The 24,202-nt window shown below is 73.3% G+C and carries 17 protein-coding genes, 1 pseudogene and 1 riboswitch; of the genes and pseudogenes, 11 read left to right on the forward strand and 7 right to left on the reverse strand.

Features of this window, described 5'->3' with window-relative positions:
* Nucleotides 1-57 precede the first annotated feature (57 nt).
* The gene (locus K7787_RS10510) at nucleotides 58-1,524 is read right to left on the reverse strand and encodes an extracellular catalytic domain type 1 short-chain-length polyhydroxyalkanoate depolymerase (protein ID WP_223001227.1); all 1,467 of its coding nucleotides are present in this window, start codon (nucleotides 1,522-1,524) and stop codon (nucleotides 58-60) included.
* A gap of 267 nt (nucleotides 1,525-1,791) precedes the next feature.
* Between K7787_RS10510 and K7787_RS10515 the strand changes: the two genes are divergently transcribed.
* Together K7787_RS10515 and K7787_RS10520 are read left to right on the forward strand one after the other, a co-directional pair.
* On the forward strand, nucleotides 1,792-2,619 hold the full coding sequence (locus K7787_RS10515) for a 3-hydroxybutyrate dehydrogenase (protein ID WP_223001228.1): 828 nt from the start codon (nucleotides 1,792-1,794) through the stop codon (nucleotides 2,617-2,619).
* 221 nt (nucleotides 2,620-2,840) lie between these two features.
* Nucleotides 2,841-4,235 (forward strand): cellulase family glycosylhydrolase, encoded by a 1,395-nt coding sequence (locus tag K7787_RS10520; protein WP_223001229.1) that lies wholly within the window; start codon nucleotides 2,841-2,843, stop codon nucleotides 4,233-4,235.
* A gap of 204 nt (nucleotides 4,236-4,439) precedes the next feature.
* Here K7787_RS10520 and K7787_RS10525 read toward each other — a convergent pair whose 3' ends face one another.
* Nucleotides 4,440-5,852: a short-chain fatty acyl-CoA regulator family protein gene (locus tag K7787_RS10525; RefSeq protein WP_223001230.1), complete on the reverse strand. Its 1,413-nt coding sequence runs from the start codon at nucleotides 5,850-5,852 to the stop codon at nucleotides 4,440-4,442.
* Between the two features lie 330 nt (nucleotides 5,853-6,182).
* On the opposite strand from K7787_RS10525, the gene K7787_RS10530 reads away from it, so the two are divergent.
* Nucleotides 6,183-6,773 carry a histidine phosphatase family protein gene (locus K7787_RS10530; protein WP_223001231.1) on the forward strand — a complete coding sequence of 197 codons (591 nt, stop codon included), beginning with the start codon at nucleotides 6,183-6,185 and terminating at the stop codon, nucleotides 6,771-6,773.
* A gap of 94 nt (nucleotides 6,774-6,867) precedes the next feature.
* On the opposite strand, the gene K7787_RS10535 is transcribed toward K7787_RS10530, so the two are convergent.
* Nucleotides 6,868-7,689: a DUF1684 domain-containing protein gene (locus K7787_RS10535; RefSeq protein ID WP_223001232.1), complete on the reverse strand. Its 822-nt coding sequence runs from the start codon at nucleotides 7,687-7,689 to the stop codon at nucleotides 6,868-6,870.
* 237 nt (nucleotides 7,690-7,926) lie between these two features.
* Complete coding sequence (locus tag K7787_RS32410; protein WP_325100007.1) at nucleotides 7,927-8,022, reverse strand: putative leader peptide; 96 nt, start codon at nucleotides 8,020-8,022, stop codon at nucleotides 7,927-7,929.
* Between the two features lie 524 nt (nucleotides 8,023-8,546).
* On the opposite strand from K7787_RS32410, the gene K7787_RS10540 reads away from it, so the two are divergent.
* The 7 genes and pseudogenes from K7787_RS10540 to K7787_RS10570 all read left to right on the forward strand — a co-directional run.
* Nucleotides 8,547-9,908 carry a bifunctional o-acetylhomoserine/o-acetylserine sulfhydrylase gene (locus K7787_RS10540; RefSeq protein ID WP_223001233.1) on the forward strand — a complete coding sequence of 454 codons (1,362 nt, stop codon included), beginning with the start codon at nucleotides 8,547-8,549 and terminating at the stop codon, nucleotides 9,906-9,908.
* Between the two features lie 5 nt (nucleotides 9,909-9,913).
* Entirely contained in the window at nucleotides 9,914-11,068 is a 1,155-nt protein-coding gene (metX, locus tag K7787_RS10545; protein ID WP_308036323.1) for a homoserine O-acetyltransferase MetX, read from the forward strand.
* A gap of 449 nt (nucleotides 11,069-11,517) precedes the next feature.
* A complete protein-coding gene (aceA, locus tag K7787_RS10550) occupies nucleotides 11,518-12,801 on the forward strand; it encodes an isocitrate lyase (RefSeq protein ID WP_223001234.1) in 1,284 nt (427 codons plus the stop codon).
* Between the two features lie 103 nt (nucleotides 12,802-12,904).
* Nucleotides 12,905-14,497, forward strand: coding sequence for a malate synthase A (gene aceB / locus K7787_RS10555; RefSeq protein ID WP_223001235.1), 1,593 nt, complete (start codon nucleotides 12,905-12,907; stop codon nucleotides 14,495-14,497).
* A gap of 179 nt (nucleotides 14,498-14,676) precedes the next feature.
* Nucleotides 14,677-15,582: a 3-hydroxybutyryl-CoA dehydrogenase gene (locus tag K7787_RS10560; RefSeq protein ID WP_223001265.1), complete on the forward strand. Its 906-nt coding sequence runs from the start codon at nucleotides 14,677-14,679 to the stop codon at nucleotides 15,580-15,582.
* A 208-nt stretch (nucleotides 15,583-15,790) separates the two neighbouring features.
* Nucleotides 15,791-16,012: riboswitch (cobalamin riboswitch) on the forward strand.
* A gap of 169 nt (nucleotides 16,013-16,181) precedes the next feature.
* Nucleotides 16,182-18,509, forward strand: a complete 2,328-nt coding sequence (gene metE, locus K7787_RS10565; protein WP_223001236.1) for a 5-methyltetrahydropteroyltriglutamate--homocysteine S-methyltransferase — start codon at nucleotides 16,182-16,184, stop codon at nucleotides 18,507-18,509.
* 216 nt (nucleotides 18,510-18,725) lie between these two features.
* Nucleotides 18,726-18,833, forward strand: a pseudogene (locus K7787_RS10570) (hypothetical protein); the annotation flags it as partial.
* Between the two features lie 57 nt (nucleotides 18,834-18,890).
* Here K7787_RS10570 and K7787_RS10575 read toward each other — a convergent pair.
* From K7787_RS10575 to K7787_RS10585, 3 genes are read right to left on the reverse strand one after another with little or no spacing between them, the layout of a single operon-like run.
* The gene (locus tag K7787_RS10575) at nucleotides 18,891-20,027 is read right to left on the reverse strand and encodes a bifunctional 2-methylcitrate synthase/citrate synthase (protein ID WP_223001237.1); all 1,137 of its coding nucleotides are present in this window, start codon (nucleotides 20,025-20,027) and stop codon (nucleotides 18,891-18,893) included.
* Between the two features lie 32 nt (nucleotides 20,028-20,059).
* Nucleotides 20,060-20,965, reverse strand: a complete 906-nt coding sequence (prpB, locus tag K7787_RS10580) for a methylisocitrate lyase (protein WP_223001238.1) — start codon at nucleotides 20,963-20,965, stop codon at nucleotides 20,060-20,062.
* Nucleotides 20,965-22,473, reverse strand: coding sequence for an MmgE/PrpD family protein (locus K7787_RS10585; RefSeq protein ID WP_223001239.1), 1,509 nt, complete (start codon nucleotides 22,471-22,473; stop codon nucleotides 20,965-20,967). The genes prpB and K7787_RS10585 overlap by 1 nt, the downstream gene beginning before the upstream one ends.
* A 219-nt stretch (nucleotides 22,474-22,692) precedes the next feature.
* Here K7787_RS10585 and K7787_RS10590 point away from each other — a divergent pair, with 219 nt between their 5' ends.
* Nucleotides 22,693-24,168 carry a short-chain fatty acyl-CoA regulator family protein gene (locus K7787_RS10590; protein ID WP_223001240.1) on the forward strand — a complete coding sequence of 492 codons (1,476 nt, stop codon included), beginning with the start codon at nucleotides 22,693-22,695 and terminating at the stop codon, nucleotides 24,166-24,168.
* Nucleotides 24,169-24,202: the final 34 nt, after the last annotated feature.

Raw genomic sequence — 24,202 nt, forward strand, 5'->3', positions numbered from 1 at the left:
CGGGCCGGTCGCGACGGCTGCCTGACCGGCCCGGGGCGGGGCGGGGCGGGGCGGGGTTCAGCAGCCGGAGTCGGCGATGACGAAGTACGCCGGGGAGGTCTCCTTCAGGGTGTGGGTGATGGCCACGTTGTACAGGCCCATGTTCTGGTTGGAGCCGTTGGCGTAGGTGTAGCCGCCGCTCTGGTGGGCGCGGCCCGCCTTGACCTGGTTGTAGTTGTTGTCGGTGTAGCACTTGGGCGCCGGGCTCGCGCCGGTGGTCGTCGCGGTGACCGGGGCGGAGGCGGCGCCGGCGGCGCCCGTGCCGTCCACGGCGGCGACGGTGTAGGTGTACGTCGTCCCGGCGGACAGGCCGGTGTCGGTGTAAGTGGTTCCGGCCGGGGCGCCCACCTTGGCGCCGTCGCGGTACACGGCGTACGAGGCCGCGCCGTCGACGGCGTTCCAGGCGAGGGCCGCGGTGGTGGCGGTGGTGGCGGTGACCGTCACCGCGGACGGCGCGGGCAGGGTGCCGCTGCCGCCGCCGTCCGACCGGTCCAGGCCCCAGAACTTCGCGGTGTGGTAGCTGGAGCAGATGGTGTCGAGGTAGTAGGCGCCGGTGGTGCCGCACTGGTCGGCGCCCGAGCCGGGGTCCACGGCGAGGCCGTGGGCCATGCCGGAGACGGAGAACAGGGCGACGGCGGCCGTACCGGACGATCCGTTGTAGGTGGTCTCGGTGGTGTTGCCGGTCAGCGTCCGGGTGGCCGACGGCGTCTGGCCGATGCCCCACACGTCGGTCCACTGGTCGCGCAGCTCGGTGCCGTTGACGGGGGCGACGGTGGTGTCGGAGGAGCCCTGCCAGATGGCGACGCGCGGCCACGGTCCGGTGTAGCCCGGGTAGGAGGCGCGGACCTTGTCGCCCCACTGCTTCGGGGTGAGGTTCTGGCCGCTGTACTGACAGCCGGAGGCGGCGGCCTGGGTGGTGGCGCACTGGGCCGGGAGCCCGGAGTCGACGGCGCCGCCGGCGAACACGTCCGGGTAGTCGGCGAGGAGATCGGCGGTCATGCCGCCGCCCGCGGACAGGCCGGTGACGAAGACGCGGCTCCGGTCGGAGCCGTACTGCGCCACGGCGTGGTCCACCATCTGCACGACGGAGGCCGCCTCGCCCTTGCCGCGGGTGTCCTTGGTCGCGTCGAACCAACTGAAGCAGGACAGGCTGTTGTTGGCGGCGCCGGTCTGCGGGTAGACCACGGCGAAGCCCCACTGGTCGGCGAACTTCTGCCAGCCGGAGTGGCTGTGGTAGTCGCTCGCCGACTGGGTGCAGCCGTGCAGGGCCACGACCAGGGGCGCGTTCGCGGGCAGATTCGCCGGAGCGTACTCGTACATCGCCAGGTTGCCCGGGTTGGAGCCGAAGTTCGTGACCTGCTGGAGCGTGCCGGCGGCCTCGGCCTGGGCGGCGGGGGCGAGCGTGACCAGGCCGGCGGCCAGGGCGCCCAGCGCCGCGGCCCGGGCGGCGCGCCTGCCGAACTCGCGCAGTGTGTGCCATCGCATGGCGGAACTCCCGTGGGGTGGTGGGGTTTTCGGGGAGGGGAGGGAACTGCGGCGGACCGTACGGCCGGCCCGGCGAGCGATGACAGGTGAGGGGCCGCCAGGAGCGCGGGAGGCGGCATGGCGGGCACACCCATGGCGTCGGCGGGGCGGCTGTGGCATGGCGGGGCACGGCGGGGCGGCCCATGGTGGCCGCGACCATGCCCCGGCGGGAAAATGTGTCACCGGCCCACGTGTCTCACCTCCGCCGGGCTTCCTACCGTGGCCGCCATGGAGAGCACCGAGAACCCCGCCGAGGGCCCGTCCGCGCACGCCGGGCCGCGCCCCACCACCGCGCCCGCCCTGGTCGGCGCCCGGTTCACGACCGGGCGGAAGGCCCTGGTCACCGGGGCGGCCAGCGGGATCGGCCGGGCCTGCGCCGAGGCCTTCGCTGCCGCGGGCGCCGATGTCTACGTGGTGGACCGGGCGGAGCGCGCCGCCAAGGAGGTCGCGGCGGCGATCGGCGGCACCGCGCTCGTGGTCGACCTCTCCGATCCCGGGGCCGTGGACACCCTGCCGGACGACGCCGACATCGTCGTGAACAACGCCGGCCTCCAGCACGTGGCCCCCGTGCACGAGTTCCCGCCGGAGCGGTTCGCGCTGATACAGCGGGTGATGGTGGAGGCCCCGTTCCGTATCCTGCGCCGCACCCTGCCGCACATGTACGCGCAGGGGTGGGGCCGGGTGGTCAACATCTCCTCGGTGCACGGCCTGCGGGCCAGCGCCTACAAATCGGCGTACGTCGCGGCGAAGCACGCCCTGGAGGGGCTGAGCAAGGTGGTCGCCCTGGAGGGCGCCGCGCACGGCGTGACCAGCAACTGCATCAACCCCGGCTATGTCCGCACCCCGCTGGTGGAGGACCAGATCGCGGGGCAGGCGCGCGCCCACGGCATCCCGTCGGCGGACGTGGTGGACCAGGTGTTCCTGGAGCACACCGCGATCAAGCGCCTGATCGAGCCGGCCGAGGTCGCCGCGGCGGCCCTGTGGCTGTGCACCGAGCACACCGGCTACGTCACGGGCGCCTCCCTCCCCCTGGACGGCGGCTGGACGGCCCACTGACCACCGGCCCCCGCCCCCCACCCGGCCCGCCCCGGCTCCGCATTCCGGTGTGCGCGGGCCGGGTATCGGCGTTCCGTCCCGCCGTCCGCAACCGTGGCGGCCGTCCGCCGCCGTCCTGTGCCGGATCTCTGTACGCATCCTCGTACGCCGTGTACGGTCTCGGCCCGACAGAGTTTTGGGAGCGCTCCCATTTTCGTTTCCCTTCGCACGAAAGGAACGCAGTGAGACGTTTCATGGCATTACTCGCGGCCTGCGCCACGATGCTCGGACTCATGGCCCTGGTCGGCCCCGCGGCGAACGCCGCCACGGGCTGCCGGGTCGACTACACGGTCACCAACCAGTGGCAGGGCGGGTTCCAGGCCGGGGTCAAGATCACCAACCTGGGCGACACCGTCCGCGGCTGGACGCTGAAGTTCACCCTGCCGGACACGGGACAGAAGGTCGTCCAGGGCTGGAGCGCCGCCTGGTCGCAGTCCGGGTCCACGGTCACCGTCGCCGGCGCGGACTGGAACGGCACGCTGGCCACCGGCGCGAGCGCCGACACCGGTTTCGTGGGCTCCTTCACGGGCGCCAACCCGAAGCCCACGGCGTTCACTCTCAACGGCGTCGCCTGCACCGGCTCGGTCGACGACGGGGGCTCCACTCCGCCCCCCTCGGACGGCGGCGGCACCCCCACCGGCACCCCGGTCGGCGTCAACGGGCAACTCCACGTGTGCGGCGTGCACCTGTGCAACCAGTACAACCACCCCATCCAGCTGCGCGGCATGAGCACGCACGGCATCCAGTGGTTCAGCCAGTGCTACAACGCCGCGTCGCTGGACGCGCTGGCGACGGACTGGAAGGCGGACCTGCTGCGCATCGCCATGTACGTGCAGGAGGACGGCTACGAGACCGACCCGGCGGGCTTCACCAGCCGGGTGAACGGCCTGGTCGACATGGCCGAGGCGCGGGGAATGTACGCGCTGATCGACTTCCACACCCTGACGCCGGGCGACCCCAACTACAACCTCGACCGCGCGAAGACGTTCTTCGCCTCCGTCGCGGCCCGCAACGCGGCCAAGAAGAACGTGATCTACGAGATCGCCAACGAGCCCAACGGCGTGAGCTGGGCAGCCATCAAGAACTACGCCGAGCAGGTCATCCCGGTGATCCGAGCGGCCGACCCGGACGCCGTCGTCATCGTCGGCACCCGCGGCTGGTCCTCCCTCGGCGTCTCGGACGGCTCCAACGAGAGCGAGATCGTCAACAACCCGGTGAACGCGGCCAACATCATGTACACCTTCCACTTCTACGCGGCCAGCCACAAGGACAACTACCGCGCCACGGTGAGCCGCGCGGCCTCGCAACTGCCGCTGTTCGTCACCGAGTTCGGCACGGTGAGCGCCACCGGCGGCGGAGCCGTGGACCAGGCGAGCAGCACGGCCTGGCTGGACCTGCTCGACCAGTTGAAGATCAGCTACGCCAACTGGACCTACTCCGACGCCCCCGAGGGCAGCGCGGCGCTCAAGCCCGGCACCTGCGGCGGGAGCGACTACGGCGGCAGCGCCGTGCTGACCGAGTCGGGGGCGCTGGTCAAGAGCCGGATCAGCACCCCGGACGACTTCCCCACCGGCTGACCGCACCCGCGCCCGACGGGACTCCGGCGGCCCCGGAGAGTCCCGTCCCCCTCCCGAGGCGGGGGAACAGCCCGCCCCAGGCCGTCCGCGGTCCCGGCACCCGCGCGGTCAGCGCCATCCCGATGAGGGCCGGACACCCGGCCGCCGCATCGGTGGTGTCGAGGGCGGCCGGCGCGGCGAAGGCACGCCCCGGGCGGCGCACCGTCACCGGGGCGCGTCGGCCTGAACCGGATAGGGGACGAAGGTGCTGCTGTTCTGGTCGATCAGGAGCGGGCGGCCGAGCGGGGGCGCGGCCCGCTGGGAGCAGCCCAGCCGTTCGCACACCCGGCAGCCCATGCCGATGGGGGTGGCGGCGGAGGCGTTGTCGAGGTCGAGGCCGTCGGAGTACACCAGCCGGTGCGCGTGGCGGATCTCGCAGCCCAGGCCGATGGCGTAGCTGCGGCCGGGTTCGCCCCAGCGGCCGCGGTGCCGGGTGACCGCGCGGGCGGTCCACAAGTAGCGCTGCCCGTCGGGCATTTCGGCGATCTGCACATGGATGCGGCCGGGCCCGGCGAACGCCTCGTAGACGTTCCACAGCGGGCAGGTGCCGCCGGCCCGGGAGAAGTGGAAGCCGGTGGCCGACTGGCGCTTGGACATGTTGCCGGCGCGGTCGACGCGCACGAAGGAGAAGGGCACGCCGCGCAGCCGGGGCCGCTGGAGGGTGCTCAGGCGGTGGCACACCGTCTCGTAGCCGACGCCGTAGTGGTCGGTGAGGCGTTCGATGTCGTAGCGCGCCTCCTCGGCCGCCGCGTGGAAGGCGGTGTACGGCAGGATGAGCGCGGCGGCGAAGTAGTGGGCGATGCCGATGCGGGTGAGCGCGTGGCTGGGCGAGCCGGGCGGGAAGTCCTCGGCGGCCAGCCGGTCCAGTGCGTCGCCGTGTTCCAGCAGGGCCAGTCGGGTCGCCATGCGGAAGGCGCGGCGGCCGGGGCGCAGCCGGGTGGACAGGTGGAGGGTGCGGGTCGTCTCGTCGTAGTGGTGGTGCAGCCGTTCGTCGGTGGCGGCGGCGAGGCGGACGCCGTGCGCGGTCACGAGCCGGGCGGTGAGGGCGCCGATCACCTCGCCCGGCCGGACGCCGATCTCGCCGGCCAGGCGCTCGGCGGCGAGGTCGGTGTCGTGGAGGTAGTTCTGCCGCCGGTAGAAGAAGTCCCGGACCTCCTCGTGCGGCGAGGACGCGCTGCTCCGTGCGCCGTCGCGGCCGTCGGTGGCTCCGACCAGGCGCTCGGACAGTTCCTGGTTGCGGCGGCCCAGGTCCAGCAGCACACCGGCCACCGTGGGCAGCCGCGAGGCCAGTTCGGTCAGGTCGGCCGCGGAGACCCTGCCGTCGGCGATCTCGGCGGCCAGGGCCTCGCGGAGGTCGGCCACCAGCCGGGTCGTGTCGCGTTCGGAGAAGAAACCCGGGTCGACGCCGAACGCCTCGGTCAGCCGCAGCAGCACGGGGACGGTGAGCGGCCGTGAGTCGTGCTCCATCTGGTTCAGGTAGCTCGGCGAGATGCCGAGCACCCGGGCGAGTTCGGCCTGGCTCATCCGGCGGTCCTCGCGCAGCCGCCGCAGCCGCGCCCCCGCAAACGTCTTGCCCACCGGCCGACTCCTCCGCTCCGGACGCCCCGATGGCGCCAGCGTACGGGACGCGGCGCCTCCAAACCTCTTCGCAGAGTTGGCAGATCGCGGCGGGAACCTTCGCAGATCTTCACAGGCACCCACGTCAATGGCGTGCCGGGGCACCGGAGGGGAGAGGGCGAGCGGGGACCGGGGGTTGGCACACGCCACACACCCGGGTGTTCCGGATCGCGCCCGGGCGGGGCGCGGAAGGCGGTTCAGACAGGGCGCGGGAGGGGATCGCAGGGGGGCGCGGATGCTACGTTCGCAGCCGCCGCCCGCACACCACGACCTCACCGCAGGAGCCGTCACGTGACCAGCCGCGTCACCCTCGTCTCGCCCGCCATGAGCCCGTCGCTGCGGCAGGCCCGCTTCTACGACGGCGACCCGATCGACGGCACCGGCGCGGCCCACGCCCGTTCGGCGGCCGGGTCCCTGCCCCCGGCCGCCCGTACGGTCCTCTCCCCGAGCGCACGGTGCGCGCAGACGGCGGCGGCCCTCGGTCTCGACGGTGTGGTGGGGCCGGAGTTGGCCGGTCTCGACGTGGGCCGCTGGCGGGGCCGCACCCTGGACGAGGTGGGCGCCGCCGAGCCCGAGGCCGTGACCCGGTGGCTCACCGATCCCGACTGGGCGGGGCACGGCGGCGAGTCGGTCCAGCAGGTGTGCGAGCGGATCGGACGGTGGCTGGACGCCATGAGCGACACGGACGGCCGCACCCTCGCCGTGGTCGAGCCCGAGGCCGTACGGGCCGCCGTCGTCCACGCCCTGGCCCTGCCCGTCACCGCCTTCTGGCGGCTCGACGTGGCTCCGCTGACCGCCACGGAACTCAGCGGCCGCTCCCGCCGCTGGAACCTGCGCATCGGCCGGCCGCTGACCGCACCGGCCACCCCGGCGGCGGACTGAACGGCCCGTGAGACCCATGGGGTCGGATGTGCCATCGGGAAGCTGAACGGCGTTACAGGACAACGCCGTTCAGCCCAGCAAGGCGTCGGCCGGGTCAGTTCCCTCCGGTGCGCTCCAGCGGGATCTTCTGGCCCGCCTCGATCGCGACGGGCAGCCGGTTCTCGGCCGGCGGGAGCGGGCAGGTCGCCAGGTCGGTGTAGGCGCACGGCAGGTTCCCGGCGCGGTTGAAGTCGACGGTCACCCGGCCGTCGACGTCCGGCGCGGCGATCTGCACGGAGCGGTTCGCCGCGTACGTCGTCACCCCCGAGGTCCGGTCGGTGAACAGCACCAGCAGGCTGCCGGGCGTCTTGCCGTTGAACGCGGTCAACCGGTGCACCGCGCCCTCTAGTTCGAACTCGACCCGCCCGGGCGAGTCGTAGACGTGTTCCAGGCCCTCCACCGAGGCGCCGACCGTCACCGGGCGCGGCTCCTCGAACGGCAGGAAACGTCCCTCGACGACCCAGCGCGGGTCCGGCGTGTAGGCGGGGGTGTGGATGAACGAGGTGCGCAGGGCGTTCCCGGGGTGGCGGGGCCGCACGATGTCGTGGCCGCCGCGCTTGGCGACCTCGATCACCGCGTCACCGGCGGCGGGGAAGAGGCTGGTCCGTTCGCCGAGCACCCCGAAGTCGTGGCGTCCGCGCAGCACTTGGCCGTCGAGGACCAGCTCCTCGCCCTCGGCCAGTTCGACCACCACGCCCTCGGGGGTGCTCGACCACGCCCCGGGGGCGTCCTCGAAGCGGGTCGGCTCCGCGTTCAGCCAGTGCAGACTGGTGATGGCGAGGAACCCGTGCGGTCCGGCGAGGTCCTCCTCCTTCTGCCGGTGCCACTGCTCCCACTCCGCCGCGAAGCTCTGCCGGTCGATGTCCTGGACGGTCATGCGTACTCCTTGCGACGTGGGTGGTCCGGGGATGCCTGGCCGCGGCCCGGGCCGGGCGCGTCGGGCCGGACGCGTCGGCGGGCCGGGCGCGTGCGGGCCGTCGTCCCGGCGTGGTCGGACCAGGGTGACCGGGTGGCGTACGACGGCGTGACGGTGACCGGCCGGCGTACACGGCGTGGCAGGGGCCCGCAACCGCCTCTGGGACGTGCGGGCGGGAAGAGGGCCGGAGTGTGCCGGTCAGCGGGCGTGGCGACACAGCGCGGCGGCGACGCGGACGAGGTCCACGGCGCGGCGGCGGGTCAGCGGCTCCAGCGGGAACATGCCGGGATGCAAGCACGCGGTGGATGAACGTGTCAACGTCGCCTCGCAGTCCGGACGTTGCGGACAGCGGGTCCGCGACGGCGCCCTTGTGGTCCACCGCGTTCCCGGAGCGCCCCCAGCGCAGGCGGACGGCGCCCGCCCCCGCGCCCCGCGCGCCGCAGTGCGCCCCGCAGCGGGTGAAACGACCGCGATGCGCTGGTGCGTCGCGGCTTCCATGTGGTTATCTGGCCCCATGACCGTGCTCGTGACCCGCCGCCACGTCGACTACGTGCGTGTCACCACCACGGGTTGTCCCGCCGCAGGCTGACCCCGCGCACTCCGGCCCTCCGGGCCGTCTCCTTCCCCCCTCGCAGAGCACCGCACCAGACTGTCAACACGCCTCCCTCCGGACCGTGTCGGCGGTGTGCGGTCCCTGCGCGCATCCCCGGACCCGCAGCCGTACCACCACCACGGACGTACCCGCACCTCGGGGTGCGCCCCCGTACCCGGGACATACCCGCGTCGCGCGCCCCGTCCTCCGCACCGAGGAGCCTCACATGAGCCAGCCCATCGACTCCGTCACCGCCGGTCACACCCCCGAGGAGGAGCCGCCCGGCCCCGACACCTCCGCCTGGTCGTTCGAGACCAAGCAGATCCACGCGGGCGCCGCGCCCGACCCGACGACCGGCGCCCGGGTGACGCCGATCTACCAGACGACGTCGTTCGTGTTCCGCGACACCCAGCACGCCGCCGACCTGTTCTCGCTGGCCGAGCCCGGCAACATCTACACCCGGATCCACAACCCCACCCAGGACGTCTTCGAGCAGCGCGTCGCCGCCCTGGAGGGCGGGGTCGCGGCCGTCGCGCTGTCCTCCGGGCAGGCCGCGGAGACCCTGGCGATCCTGACGGCGGCGAGCGCCGGCGACCACATCGTCTCCAGCACCTCGCTCTACGGCGGCACCTACAATCTGTTCCGGCACACGCTGCCGAAGCTCGGCGTCGAGGTGTCGTTCGTGGACGACCCGGGCGACACCGAGGCCTGGCGGGCGGCGATCCGGCCGAACACCAAGGCGCTGTTCGCCGAGACGCTGGGCAACCCGCGCGGCGACGTGCTCGACGTACGGGCGGTCGCGGACGTGGCGCACGCGGCCGGGCTGCCGCTGATCGTGGACAACACCCTGCCGACCCCGTACCTGCTGCGCCCCATCGAGCACGGCGCGGACGTGGTCGTGCACTCGGCGACCAAGTTCCTGGGCGGGCACGGCACGGCGATCGCGGGCGTGGTCGTGGACGGCGGGACCTTCGACTTCGGGGCGCACGCCGAGCGGTTCCCGGACTTCAACGAGCCCGACCCGAGCTACCACGGGCTGCGGTACTGGCCGGCGCTCGGCCCGGGGGCCTTCGCCGTGAAGCTGCGGGTGCAGTTGCTGCGCGACCTCGGTCCGGCTCTCTCCCCGCACTCGGCCTTCCTGCTGCTGCAGGGTGTGGAGACGCTGAGCCTGCGCATCGAGCGGCACTCGGCGAACGCGCTGGCGCTGGCCGAGTGGCTGGAGCAGCGCGACGAGGTGGCGGCCGTGCACTACCCGGGGCTGCCGTCCAGCAAGTGGTACGAGGCGGGTCGGAAATATCTGCCCCGGGGTGCGGGCGCGCTGGTCTCCTTCGAGCTGCGCGACGGCGTGGAGGCGGGCAAGCGGTTCGTGGACGCGGTCGAGCTGTTCAGCCACCTCGCCAACATCGGCGACGTACGCAGCCTGATCATCCACCCGGCGTCCACCACGCACAGCCAGCTCGACGAGGAGCAGCTGGCGGCCACCGGCGCCTCGCCGGGTCTGGTGCGGCTCTCGGTCGGGCTGGAGAACCTGGCCGATCTGAAGGCCGATCTGGAGGCGGGGTTCCGCGCGGCGAAGGGCGCGTCCTGAACACCGTGCTGACGCCGTCCGCGGTCCCCCTCCCGCCGGCCTCCGGGGCCTGGCGGGAGGGGGACCCGCCCGGGCGCCGCCAGTGGTACGAGCGCGCCGCGCCGCTGCCGCTGGAGGCGGGCGGCGAACTCCCGGGCGTACGGCTGGCGTTCGAGACCTGGGGGCGGCTCGCGCCGGACCGGTCCAACGCGGTGCTGGTGCTGCACGCGCTGACCGGTGACAGCCATGTGGCGGGCGCGGCCGGGCCCGGTCATCCCAGCCCCGGCTGGTGGGACGGGCTGGTCGGCGCGGGGCGGGCGCTCGACACGGACCGCTGGTTCGTCGTCGCCCCGAACGTCCTCGGCGGCTGCCAGGGCAGCACCGGACCGTCCTCCCCCGCGCCCGGGGGACGCCCCTGGGGCAGCCGCTTCCCGTTCCTGACACAGCGTGACCAAGTGTCGGTGGAGGCGGACTTGGCCGACGCGCTCGGCGTCGACCGGTGGGCGCTGGTCGTCGGCGGGTCGATGGGCGGGATGCGGGCGCTGGAGTGGGCCGTGTCGTATCCGGAGCGGACGGGGGCGCTGCTGCTGCTCGCCACGACGGCGGCGGCGAGCGCGGAGCAGATCGCCTGGGCGACCGTACAACTGCACGCCGTGCGCGGCGATCCGCACTGGCGCGGCGGCGACTACCACGACGCGGGCCCCGGACGCGGCCCGCACGCCGGGCTCGGCCTGGCCCGGCGTCTCGCCCACGTCACCTATCGCAGCGAACCGGAGCTGCAGAGCCGTTTCGGCCGGGCGCCGCAGGGTGCGGAGGACCCCTGGCAGGGCGGCCGCTACCAGGTCGAGTCGTATCTCGACCACCATGCCGCCAAGCTCGTCCGCCGTTTCGACGCGGGCAGTTACGTCACCCTCACCGAGGCCATGAACAGCCACGACATCGGCCGGGGGCGCGGCGGTGTGCGGGCCGCCCTGAGCCGGGTGACCGCTCCGGCGCTCGTCGCCGGTGTGGACTCGGACCGCCTCTATCCGCCGTACCAGCAGGCCGAGTTGGCGGCCGGCATCCCCACCGCGGACCGTCTGCGGGTGATCGAGTCCCCGTACGGCCACGACGGTTTCCTCATCGAGGCGGAGCAGGTCGCCTCGCTCGTCTCCGAACTCCTCGGCCGGACCGACGCCTGACGGAACCCTCCGGGGCGGCTTCGGTGGCGCGGGCCGGGCGACGCGGCCTTTCCAGCGTGACTCATGGGGCGCGGCTCGCGCGGCGTGGCTCGCGCGGCGCGGCTCGCGAGGCGACACCTTCGCGGCGCGGCCTTCGCAACCTTGGCGAAGTGGGCCGCGAAGATTCGCAGAACTTGGCAGTCGTCCACAGTTGATGGCACCCAGTGCCAGTGTCAGAGTCGTACTGCGGCCCGCCGGAACCGGCCGGGCGCCACCTGGGTCCGGGGCTCGATTCGCCAGCCCTGACGTCGGAGATCCCGGCAGTGGTGGTGTTCGGTACCGGCAGCATTGCTCACTCGCGTCCGATCCGGACCACGGCGGGCCGCAGCCCCAAAAGACACGCAGTGCCACCCCGAGCCGTCGCGGTTCGCGGCCGGCGCACGCGACAGACCGAGGAGACGGTGACAGTCATGGCTGAGTCGAGGAAGCAGGCGGCCGAGGAGCTGGCACGGCGCTGGGCCACCGACCCGCGCTGGCAGGGCATCGAGCGCACCTACAGCGCCGAGGACGTCGTGCGGCTGTCCGGCAGCGTCCGCGAGGAGCACACCCTGGCCCGGCGCGGCGCCGAGCGGCTGTGGCGGCAGCTGCACGAACTCGACTACGTCCACGCCCTCGGCGCGCTCACCGGCGGCCAGGCCGTGCAGCAGGTCAAGGCGGGGCTCCAGGCCGTCTACCTGTCCGGCTGGCAGGTCGCCGCCGACGCCAACCAGGCCGGTCACACCTACCCGGACCAGAGCCTGTACCCGGCCAACTCCGTTCCGCAGGTGGTCCGTCGGATCAACAACGCGCTGCTGCGCGCCGACCAGATCGCCACCGCCGAGGACGCGGGCGACACGACGGACTGGCTCGCGCCGATCGTCGCCGACGCGGAGGCCGGTTTCGGCGGCCCGCTGAACGCCTTCGAGCTGACCAAGGCGATGATCGCGGCCGGTGCGGCCGGCATCCACTACGAGGACCAGCTCGCCTCCGAGAAGAAGTGCGGCCACCTCGGCGGCAAGGTGCTCGTGCCCACCTCCCAGCACATCCGCACCCTGAACGCGGCCCGTCTGGCCGCCGACATCGCCGACGTGCCCACCGTCGTCATCGCCCGCACGGACGCGCTGGCCGCCAACCTGCTGACCAGCGACGTGGACGAGCGGGACGCCGAGTTCGTCACCGGCGAGCGCACCGCGGAGGGCTTCTACCGGGTGCAGAACGGGATGGCGCCGGTGATCGCGCGCGGTCTCGCCTACGCCCCGTACGCCGATCTCATCTGGGTGGAAACGGGCACGCCGGACCTGGCGCAGGCCCGCGAGTTCGCCGAGGCGATCCACGCGCGGCACCCGGACCAGATGCTGGCGTACAACTGCTCGCCGTCCTTCAACTGGAAGGCGGCGCTGGACGACGACCAGATCGCCAAGTTCCAGCGGGAGCTGGGGGCGATGGGCTACCGGTTCCAGTTCATCACGCTGGCCGGCTTCCACTCCCTCAACCACGGCATGTTCGACCTGGCCCGCGGCTACGCCGAGCACGGCATGACCGCGTACGTCGACCTCCAGGAGAAGGAGTTCGCCGCGCAGGCGCAGGGATTCACCGCGGTCAAGCACCAACGCGAGGTCGGCACCGGCTACTTCGACCTGGTGTCCACCGCCGTCAACCCGGCTTCCTCCACCACCGCTCTGGCCGGCTCCACGGAGGAGGAGCAGTTCCACTAGGCCGCCCGGCCGGGCGCCCTCTTCCGGACCCGGCCCGTCCTCGGCAGGGGCGGAGGGCGGCGACCGTCTCCGCCGTCCTCTGCTCCACCCATCAGGAGAACCGATGACCACCCTCGCACCGCCGCACCAGATCCGTGTCCTCGCCGCCCCGGGACACCGGCACGACGAGATCCTCACCCCCGCCGCCCTGGACTTCGTCGGCCGCCTGACCGCCGAGTTCGGACAACGTCGGCAGGATCTCCTCAAGGAGCGCCGCCGGCAGGCCCTGCGGCTGGCGTCGGGATCGCCGCTCGACTTCCCGATGGTCACCTCCGGCGTGCGCGCCGACCGGAGCTGGCGCGTCGCCCCGCCCGCGCCCGGACTGACCGACCGCCGCGTGGAGATCACCGGCCCGCCCGACCGGCGGACGACCGTCGACGCGCTCAACTCCGGTGCCCGCGTGTGGATGGCGGACTTCGAGGACGCCACCGCCCCGCTGTGGGACAACGTCGTGGGCGGCCAGCTCAACCTGCTCGACGCGATCGAGCGCCGGATCGACTTCACCACCCCCGAGGGCGGGGATTACCGGCTCGGCGAGCGGCTCGCGACCGTCATGGTCCGCCCGCGCGGCTGGCACCTGGACGAGGAGCACCTGGAGTACGACGGCCGCCCGGTGCCGGCCGCGCTCGTCGACTTCGGCCTCTACTTCTTCCACTGCGCGCAGCGCCGGATCGACGCCGGCCAGGGACCGTACTTCTACCTGCCCAAGCTGGAGAACCGCTACGAGGCACGGCTGTGGAACGACGTGTTCCTGTACGCGCAGGAGCAGTTGGGCATCCCCAGGGGCACGGTCCGCGCGACCGTCCTGATCGAGACGATCACCGCCGCCTTCGAGATGGAGGAGATCCTCTACGAACTGCGCGAGCACAGCGCGGGGTTGAACGCGGGCCGCTGGGACTATCTGTTCAGCCTGATCAAGACCTTCGGTCACCGCACCGACTTCCTCCTCCCGGACCGCGCGAAGGTCACGACGACCGCGCCGTTCCTGCGGGCGTACACCGAACTCCTCGTGCGCACCTGCCACCGGCGCGGGGCGCACGCCATCGGCGGCACGGCCGCGCAGGTGCCGGGCGGGGACCCGGCCGCACGCGAGGCCGCGCTCGCCACGGTGCGGCTGGACAAGGAACGGGAGGCCGAGGACGGGTTCGACGGCTCCCGGGTGGCCCGTCCGGAGCTGGTCCCGGTGTGCCGCGAGGTGTTCGACGGCGTCCTCGGCGACCGCCCGCACCAGCTCGACCGTTCCCGTGACGACGTGGAGGTGACCGCCGCCGACCTGCTGTCGGTGCGCCGGATCAGCGGCCCGCCGACACCGGAGGGCGTGCGCACCAACGTCTCCGTCGCGCTGCGCTACTACGCCGCCTGGCTGCGCGGGCAGGGCGCGGTCGCCGTCGACGGTCTGATGGAGGACGCGGCCACCGCCGAGATCGCCCGGGTGCAGATCTGGCAGTGGCTGCGGCACCGGGTGATCGAACGGGAGACGGTGCTGCGGCTGCTGGACGACGAGATCGCCGCGCTGGGCGCCGCGTACCCGTGGGCGCCGGTCGAGGACATCCGCGGCCTCTTCGAACGGACCGCGATGACCGGTGAGTTGCCGCTCTTCTTCACCCCGGACGCCTACACCCGCCACCTGGTGCGCCGGACGGAGGACGAGGCATGAGCGCGAACGGTACGACGAGCGTCGCCGGCGGGAGCCTGCGCGCGGACGGCACGGCGAACCCCGGCGGGAGCGTGCGCGCGGCCGGCACGCCGGACGGAGGCCAGGGCATACGCACGGACGCCGCGCCCGACGGAGGCCAGGGCATACGCACGGACGCCGCGCCGGACGGAGGCCGGAACGTGCGCGCGGCTGCCGCGCCGGCCGGCGGCCGGGCCCCGGCGGCTGGCATCCGCCGTGTCGGTGTCGTCGGCGGCGGGCAGATGGGCGCCGGGATCGCCGAGGTGTGCGCGCGGGCCGGGCTGGACACGGTGGTGTGCGAGGTGGACGCGGTGGCGGCCCGCGCCGCCCGGGAGCGGGTGGCCGCCTCCCTGGACCGTGCCGTGCGGCGCGGCAGGCTGGCGCCGGACGCCGCCGCGGACGCGCTGGCCCGCTTGGTCTTCACCGGCCGCCTCGACGACCTCGCCGACCGGCAGCTCGTCGTGGAGGCCGTGGTGGAGAACCCGGCCGCCAAGACGGACGTGTTCGCCGCCCTGGACAAGATCGTCGAGGACCCGGACGCGGTACTGGCCACCAACACCTCCTCGCTGCCCGTCATGCGGCTGGGGATGGCGACCGGCCGGGCGGACCGGGTGGTGGGCCTGCACTTCTTCAACCCCGTGCCGGTGCTGCCGCTCGTGGAGGTGGTGACCTCCCTGCACACCTCCGCCGCGACGACCGCCGCCGTCGAGGAGTTCGCGACCCGCACCCTGGGCAAGACCGTGATCCGCTCCCAGGACCGGGCCGGCTTCGTCGTCAACGCCCTGCTCGTCCCGTATCTGCTGGCCGCCGTCCGGATGGCGGAGTCCGGCTTCGCCACGGCGGCGGACATCGACACCGGCATGGAGCTGGGCTGCGCCCACCCCATGGGGCCGCTCAGGCTCGCCGACCTGATCGGCCTGGACACGGTCGCCTCGATCGCGGAGTCGCTGTACGACGAGTTCCGCGAGGCGCTGTACGCGCCGCCGCCCCTGCTGCTGCGGATGGTGGAGGCGGGACTCCTCGGCCGGAAGACGGGCCGGGGGTTCCACACCTACGACCAGGCGTGAGGGCCTGGTACGGGGCGGGCTGAGGGGCCCGCCGCGCCGCCGGGGTGAGGGTCCCGGCGGCACCTGAGGGGACGGGCGGGAAGCGCGTGTGCGGCGCTTCCCGCCCACCTCGTTCCCGGGGCCCCACTCGCCCCCCGGTCCCTCGAAAGTGACCTGGGTCACCATCCGGATGACGGACACGTGCGCCTGTTCCGGTGCGACTGGTCGTAGGCTGCCGGTAGCAGCTGGTTCGCCCCGTCCGCCAGGCGGGATGCGTCGCAAGAGGGAACCCGGTGGGAATCCGGGACTGCCCCGCAGCGGTGAGCGGGAACGACCGCCGTCATACGCACTGGGTCCGACGTACCGGACCTGGGAAGCGACGGCCAGTAGGTGTCTCGTCCGACGAGACGCGCCCGCGAGTCCGAAGACCTGCCAACTGCCCGCGTGCGGACCGTTCCGTGCGCGGACATCCCGGTGACCTCGAGGGCGGGTCGGCGTACACACCAGACGGAACGACCGTGCCTGTGCCGCGCGGGGTCGTGACCGTCCGGTTCGTCACCCCTTCGCGCTCTCGTCCCGTCCCCGGGATCTCAGGGATTCATCTCGCGAAGGAGATCTCCGTGACAGCGAAGTCCGCAGCCGCGGCAGCACGGGCCACCGTGTACGGCTACCCCCGCCAGGGCGCGAACCGGGAACTGAAGAAGGCCGTCGAGGGCTACTGGAAGGGCCGCGTCACCGCCGACGCCCTGCGCACCACCGCCGCCGACCTGCGCCGGACGAACTGGCGGCAGCTCGCCGAGGCCGGCGTCCACGAAGTGCCCACCGGCGACTTCTCGAACTACGACCACGTCCTCGACACCACCGTGATGGTCGGCGCGATCCCCGCCCGGCACCGGGCCGCCGTCGAAGCGGACGCCCTGGACGGCTACTTCGCCATGGCCCGCGGCACGCAGGACGTGGCGCCGCTGGAGATGACCAAGTGGTTCGACACCAACTACCACTACCTGGTCCCGGAGTTGGGTCCGGACACCGTCTTCACGGCCGACTCCGCCCAGCAGGTCGCCGAGTTGAAGGAGGCCCTGGCGCTCGGCCTGACCGCCCGCCCGGTCCTGGTCGGCCCCGTCACGTACCTCCTGCTCGCCAAGCCGGCCCCCGGCGTCGCCGCCGGCTTCGACCCGCTCACCCTGCTGGACCGGCTGCTGCCCGTCTACGCCGAAATCCTCGCCGATCTGCGCGCGGCCGGCGCCGAGTGGGTGCAGCTGGACGAGCCCGCCCTGGTGCAGGACCGTACCCCGGCCGAGCTGAACGCCGCCGAGCGCGCCTACCGCGACCTCGGCGCCCTCGCCGACCGGCCGAAACTCCTGGTGGCCTCCTACTTCGACCGCCTCGGCGACGCCCTGCCCGTCCTGGCCAAGGCGCCCGTCGACGGTCTCGCCCTGGACTTCACCGGGGCCGCCGCCGCCCACCTCGACGCGCTGGCCGCGGTCGGCGGGCTGCCCGGCAAGCGCCTGGTGGCCGGTGTCGTCGACGGCCGCAACATCTGGGTCAACGACCTCGCCAAGTCCCTGTCCACGCTGGGGACGCTGCTGGGGCTGGCCGACCGGGTGGACGTCGCCGCCTCCTGCTCGCTGCTGCACGTGCCGCTGGACACCGCGCCGGAGCGGGACATCGAGCCGCAGATCCTGCGCTGGCTCGCCTTCGCACGGCAGAAGACACGGGAGATCGTCACCCTCGCCAAGGGCCTCGCCCAGGGCACCGACTCGATCGCCGGGGAGCTGTCGGCGAACCGGGCCGACCTCGCCTCCCGCGAGACCTCCCCCATCACCCATGACCCGGCCGTCCGCGCCCGCGCCGCCGCGGTCACCGAGTCCGACGCCCGCCGCTCCCAGCCGTACGCCGAGCGGACCGCCGCGCAGCGCGCGCACTTGCGGCTGCCGCTGCTGCCGACCACCACCATCGGGTCGTTCCCGCAGACCGGCGAGCTGCGCACCGCGCGGGCCGATCTGCGGGCGGGCCGGATCGACACGGCCGGGTACGAGGAACGCATCAGGGCGGAGATCCAGGAGGTGATCTCCTTCCAGGAGAAGACCGGTCTGGACGTCCTCGTGCACGGCGAGCCCGAACGCAACGACATGGTGCAGTACTTCGCCGAGCAGCTCACCGGCTATCTCGCCACCCAGCACGGCTGGGTGCAGTCGTACGGCACCCGCTACGTCCGGCCGCCGATCCTGGCCGGGGACATCTCGCGGCCCGAGCCGATGACGGTGCGCTGGACGAGGTACGCCCAGTCGCTGACCGAGCGTCCGGTCAAGGGCATGCTCACCGGGCCGGTCACCATGCTCGCCTGGTCCTTCGTCCGCGACGACCAGCCCCTCGGCGACACCGCCCGGCAGGTCGCCCTCGCCCTGCGCGACGAGGTGAACGACCTGGAGGCGGCGGGGACTTCGGTCATCCAGGTGGACGAGCCGGCGCTGCGCGAGACGCTGCCGCTGCGCGCCGCCGACCGTCCGGCCTATCTGGCGTGGGCGACGGAGGCGTTCCGGCTCACCACGGCCGGGGTCCGTCCGGACACCCAGATCCACACGCACATGTGCTACGCGGAGTTCGGCGACATCGTGCGGGCCATCGACGACCTCGACGCGGACGTGATCAGCCTGGAGGCCGCCCGCTCCCATATGCAGGTGGCCCGCGAGCTGGCCGCGCACGGCTATCCGCGCGAGGCCGGGCCGGGTGTCTACGACATCCACTCGCCGCGCGTGCCCAGCGCCGAGGAGGCGGCGGACCTGCTGCGCACCGGGCTGAGGGCGATCCCCGCCGAGCGGCTGTGGGTCAACCCGGACTGCGGCCTGAAGACCCGCGCCTGGCCGGAGACCCGGGCCTCCCTGGAGAACCTGGTCGCCGCGGCGCGCACGGTGCGCGACGAGCTGCCGGAGTCCGGGACGGTCTGACCGGTTGACCGGCCCGGACCCCGGCAGGGGTGCGGGGGCCGGGCGCCTGCGGGTGTTCCGGCCCCCCGCCCCTCACGGACTTAGGTATACCTAACTTTTCCATACGGCACAACATCTGGTGCGGGTGGGAGCACGCCCGAACCAGATGTAGTGGTGCTCGTGCTGGTGGTTCGCCGGGCGCCTTGGCGTCCGGTGTCGCAAGAGGGAACCCGGTGCGGCGACAGCCTGGGGCAGGTGGCCAGTCAGACGCCGGCTGACCTGGTCGCGGTGGACGAGGCGGCGGCGCTGCCGGTGCTGCGCCCGCGGATCGGCCGGGAGAAACAGGCGACCGAAGAGGCGCCGGCCGCCGGGGGCGGCTGCCCGGCGCCCGTGTGACCGCGGCTACGCGGCGCCCGGCACCGCCCGCTGGCCCGGCCCGTCGTAGGAGGCCAGGGGGCGGATCAGGGCGTTGTGGGCGAGCTGTTCGGTGATGTGGGCCGTCCAGCCGGTGATGCGGCTCATCACGAAGATCGGCGTGAACACCGGGATGTCGAAGCCCATCAGGTGGTAGGCGAGGCCGGCCGGGTAGTCCAGGTTCGGGTGGATGCCCTTGCGGCCGACCATGGCGTGCCGCAGGGCCGCGTGCAGGGTGGCCAGCCGGGTCGCCTCGGGGTCGGCGGCGCGGGCGACCAGCCGGTCCAGGGCGCCCTGCATGATCGGGACGCGGGAGTCGCCGTGCTTGTAGACGCGGTGGCCGAAGCCCATGATCTTGCGCTTGGAGGCCAGTGACTCGTCCAGCCACGCCTCGGCGCGCCGCGGGTCGCCGATCTCCAGCAGCATGCGCATCACGGCTTCGTTGGCGCCGCCGTGCAGCGGTCCCTTGAGGGCGCCGATCGCGGCGGTGACCGCGCTGTAGAGGTCGGACAGGGTGGAGGTGACCACCCGAGCGGTGAACGTCGAGGCGTTGAAGCTGTGTTCGGCGTACAGCACGAGGGAGATCTCGAAGCAGCGGACCACGTCCGGGTCGGGGACGCTGCCGAAGCACATGTGGAAGAAGTTCTCCGCGTACCCGAGCGTCGGATCCGGGGGGATCGGTTCGAGGCCCCGGCGGCGGCGCTGGTCGGTGGCGACCACGGTGGGCAGCTTGGCCAGCAGGGTGAGGGACTTGGCCCGGTTGGCGGCGGGCGAGCCGTCGTCCTCGGCCGGGTCCTCGGCGCCGAAGAAGCTGACGGCCGTGCGCAGCACGTCCATCGGGTGGCAGGTCTCGGGGAGCCGGGCGAGCAGTTCGGCGGTGGTGCGGTCCAGCGGGCGCAGGGCGCGCTCCTGGGCCCGGAACGCGCGCAGTTGGGCCGGGTCGGGGAGTTCGCCGTGCCACAGGAGGTACGCGACCTCCTCGAAGGAGCGGCGGGCGGCCAGGTCCTGGACCGGATAGCCGCGGTAGGTGAGGGAGTTGGTCTCCTGGATGACGGTGGAGATCTCGGTGGTGTCGACGACGACACCGGCGAGTCCGCGGTGGATCCCGGACGCGGTGGTGGTCATGGGGTGCCTGCCTTCGTGGGTCAGGTGTCCGGTCAGTTCCCGGGCGGGAGGGTGAAGTCGAAGACGGCCGAGTCGAAGGCCGAGTAGTCCTGGTAGCCGAGGAGTTCGTAGAGGCGGGAGCGGGTCTGCATGCGCGGCAGCAGGGACTCCTGGGTGCCCTCGGCGGCGAGGGTGCGCAGGCCGTCCTCGACGGCGCCCATGGCCAGGCGCAGCAGGGTCACCGGGTAGAGGGCGATGTCGTAGCCGAGGTTCTGGAGCGTGCGGGCGTCCAGCAGGCGACTCTTGCCGAACTCGGTCATGTTGGCGAGCAGGGGCACGTCGACGGCCTTGCGGAACGCCTCGAACTCGGCCTCGTCGGCGAGGGCTTCGGGGAAGATCGCGTCGGCGCCGGCGTCCACGTACGCCTTGGCCCGTTCGATCGCCGCCGGCAGCCCCTCCACCGAGCGGGCGTCGGTGCGGGCCATGAGCAGGAAGTCCGGGTCGCGGCGGGCGTCCACGGCGGCCCGCAGACGGCGGACCATCTCCTCGGCCGGCACCACGGACTTGCCGTCGAGGTGGCCGCAGCGCTTGGGGTTGACCTGGTCCTCCAGATGGAGCCCGGCCAGGCCGGCGTCCTCCATCAGCTGCACGGTGCGGGCGGCGTTCATCGGCTCGCCGAAGCCGGTGTCGGCGTCGACGAGGACGGGCAGGTCCGTCGCCCGGGTCGTCTGCTGGGCGCGGGCGGCGATCTCCGTGGCCGTGGTGAGGCCGATGTCGGGCAGGCCGAGGTCGGCGGCGAGGACGGCCCCGGACAGGTAGGCGGCCTCGAAGCCGGTGTCCTGGATGAGCCGGGCGGACAGCGGGTTGAGGGCGCCCGGCATCGGCAGCAGCCGGTCCTCGGCGAGCCGTTCCCTGAGGGCGCGGCGGCGCTGTGCGGGGGTGGTGCGGGTGTGCAGCATCAGAACAGGCCCTTCGGGAGCCGTGCGTCGCGGGCGGCGACGGCGTCCGTGTCGACCTCCGGGAACAGGCCGTCCAGGTCGGGGGCGGTCAGGTGGGGCAGGTGTTCGGCGGCGGCGAGGAAGCGGTCCTGGGCCTGCGGGGTGACGGCGCCCTCGGTCAGGGTGCGGAACTTGCCGGCGTAGGCCGGGCGGTCGAAGGGACGGGCGCCGGCCGGGTGGGCGTCGGCGACGGCGAGTTCGTCCTCGATCACCGAGCCGTCCGCCAGGGTGATCACCGCGCGGCCGCCGAAGGCGCGGTGGTCCGGGTCGGGGTCGTGGTAGCGGCGGGTCCACTCCGGGTCCTCGACCGTGGTGATCTTCCGCCACAGCTTGACGGTGTCCGGGCGCTGGGCGCGCTCGGGGGCGTAGGAGCGCTCGTGGTGCCACGTGCCGTCCTGCAGGGCGACGGCGAAGATGTACGGCACCGAGTGGTCCAGGGTCTCCCTGCCGGCCTTCGGGTCGTACTTCTGCGGATCGTTCGCACCGGAGCCGATCACGTGGTGGGTGTGGTGGCTGGTGTGCAGGACGATGGAGCGCACCTTGTCCAGTGGGCCGGCCTTCTCCCGCAGCCGCCGCGCCAGGTCGATGATCGCCTGCGCCTGGTACTCGGCGGAGTGCTCCTTGGTGTAGGTGTCGAGGATGGCGCGGCGTGCTTCGCCTGCCTCCGGGAGCACGACCGTGTAGTCGGACTCCGGGCCGTTCAGCAGCCAGGCGAGGAAGCCGTCCTCGCCCTCGTAGATCGGGGACGGGGAGGTCTCGCCGCGCATCGCCCGGTCGACGGCCTCGATGGCGGCCTTCCCGGCGAAGGCGGGCGCGTACGCCTTCCAGCTGGAGATCTCGCCCTTGCGGGACTGCCGGGTGGCGGTGGTGGTGTGCACGGCCTGCTGGATGGCCTGGTACACCGTCGCGGTCGGCAGCCGCAGCAGGGCGCCGAGGCCGCAGGCGGTGGCCGCGCCGAGGTGGGCGACGTGGTCGATGCGGTGCTCGTGCAGGCAGATGCCCTTGACCAGCGCGACGTGGACCTCGTAGGCGGCGATGATCCCGCGCAGCAGGTCGGCGCCGGTGCGGCCGGTGTGCTGGGCGACGGCGAGCAGCGGCGGGATGTTGTCGCCGGGGTGGGAGTAGTCGGCGGCGAGATACGTGTCGTGGAAGTCCAGCTCGCGCACGGCGGTGCCGTTCGCCCACGCGGCCCACTCGGGGGCGACCCGGGCGGTGGCGCCGAAGACGGAGGCGCCGGGGGTGGCGCCGCGGTGGGCGACGGCCTGGGCACGGGCGACGGCGACCGGGCGGCGCAGCAGGGAGGCGACGGCCACGGAGGCGTTGTCGATGACCCGGTTGACGGCCATGGTGACGCTGTCGGGGTCCAGGTTCCCGGTGTCCGTGGCGACCGCCGCGAGTTTCCAGGCGAGCTGGTCCTCGCGCGGCAGCCGGTCGGCGCTCGGGTGGACACGGACGTGGTGCTCGATCACGGGACTCCTCGGATGCGGTCAGGTGGTGGTCCTGGCGGGTGCTGACGTGTCGAGCCTGCCCGGTGGAGGGCGGGGCCACCACGGCTCCACGCTGCGAAATCCGTACAGCGCGGGCCTGCGAATCTGCGAAGTCTGCGAAAGGTGCGGATGCTATCTTCGCAACCACGGGCCGCCGTCCTCGCAGGTAGGCGGCCCGTGGTTGCGACGAGGAGGTGCGCCATGGCCCGGGGAGCGGCCCACCGCAAGGTCTACGCCCACGCCAAGCTGCGACGGCTGCGCCGCGAGCACGGGATGAACCAGGTCGAGATGGCCCGCGCGCTCGGCATCTCCACCAGTTACGCCAACCAGATCGAGCAGAGCCGGCGGCCGCTGACGGCGACGGTGCTGCTGCGGATCGCGGAGGTGTTCGGCGTCGATCCGGAGTTCTTCTCGGAGGCGGACCAGGACCGGCTGGCCGCCGAACTGCGCACCGCGCTCGCCGACGAGGCGTGCGGGGCGCCGTCCCCGGACCCGCGGGAGCTCGCCGAGGCGGTCCGGGACCATCCCGAGCTGGCCCGCGCCCTGGTCGCGCTGCACCGTCGCTACCGCGACACCGCCGAGCAGGCCGCCGCCCTCGCCTCACCGGGCGGGGGCGGGGCTCCCGCGCTGCTGCCGCCCGGTGAACCGCACGACGAGGTACGGGACTTCTTCTACACCCACCACAACCACTTCGAGCCGCTGGACGGCGCGGCCGAGCGCGGTGCCGAGGAGATGGCCCTGCGCCCCGGCCGTATCCCCGACCCGCTGGCCGCCCGGCTCGCCGAGCGGCACGGGGTGCGGGTGATACAGGCGGCCCCGGGCCGCTCCGCCGACGCCCGCCGCTTCGATCCGGCGACCGGGCTGCTGTTCCTGTCGCCGTGGCTCAGCGACGGCCAGCGCGCCTTCCAGCTCGCCACCCAGCTGGCCCTGCTGGAGCACACCGCGCTGCTCAACCGGCTCGCGCGCAGCGCCACGGAACTCACCTCGCCGGAGTCGGCGGCGCTGGCGCGGATCGGCCTGGCGAACTACTTCGCGGGCGCCCTGCTGATGCCGTACACCGCCTTCCACACCGCCGCGGAGGAGGTGCGCTACGACATCGAGCTGCTGTCGGCGCGCTTCGGCGTGGGCTTCGAGACGGTCTGCCACCGGCTGAGCACGCTCCAGCGCACCGGACGGCGGGGTGTGCCGTTCTCGTTCCTGCGGGTGGACCGGGCCGGGAACATCTCCAAACGGCAGTCCGCGACCGACTTCCACTTCTCCCGGCTGGGCGGCACCTGCCCGCTGTGGACGGTGTACGAGGCGTTCTCCGCGCCCGGGCGGATACTCACCCAGGTCGCCGAGATGCCGGACGGCAAACGGTACTTCTGGATCGCGCGGACCATCACCCGCGGCGGTTTCGGCCACCACGCCCCGCGCGCGGAGTTCGCCGTCGCCCTCGGCTGCGAACTGCGCCACGTGCACCGGCTCGTCTACGCGGAGGGCGTCGCCCTGGACGATCCGCGCGCCGCGACGCCGATCGGTCTGGGCTGCCGGATCTGCGAGCGCCGCGACTGCGCGCAGCGGGCCCGGCCCCCGGCCGGCGGGCGCCTGGCCATCGATCCCGACCGGCGGACGTATGTGCCGTATCCGGTCCAGACGCGGGCGGGGGACACCGTCCTCGCGCAGGGGCGGGCCTAAAGGACGCTCAGGTGTGAGCCTTAGGGGCCGGCCG

The organism is Streptomyces sennicomposti (genome assembly GCF_019890635.1).
Lineage (GTDB): Bacteria > Actinomycetota > Actinomycetes > Streptomycetales > Streptomycetaceae > Streptomyces > Streptomyces sennicomposti.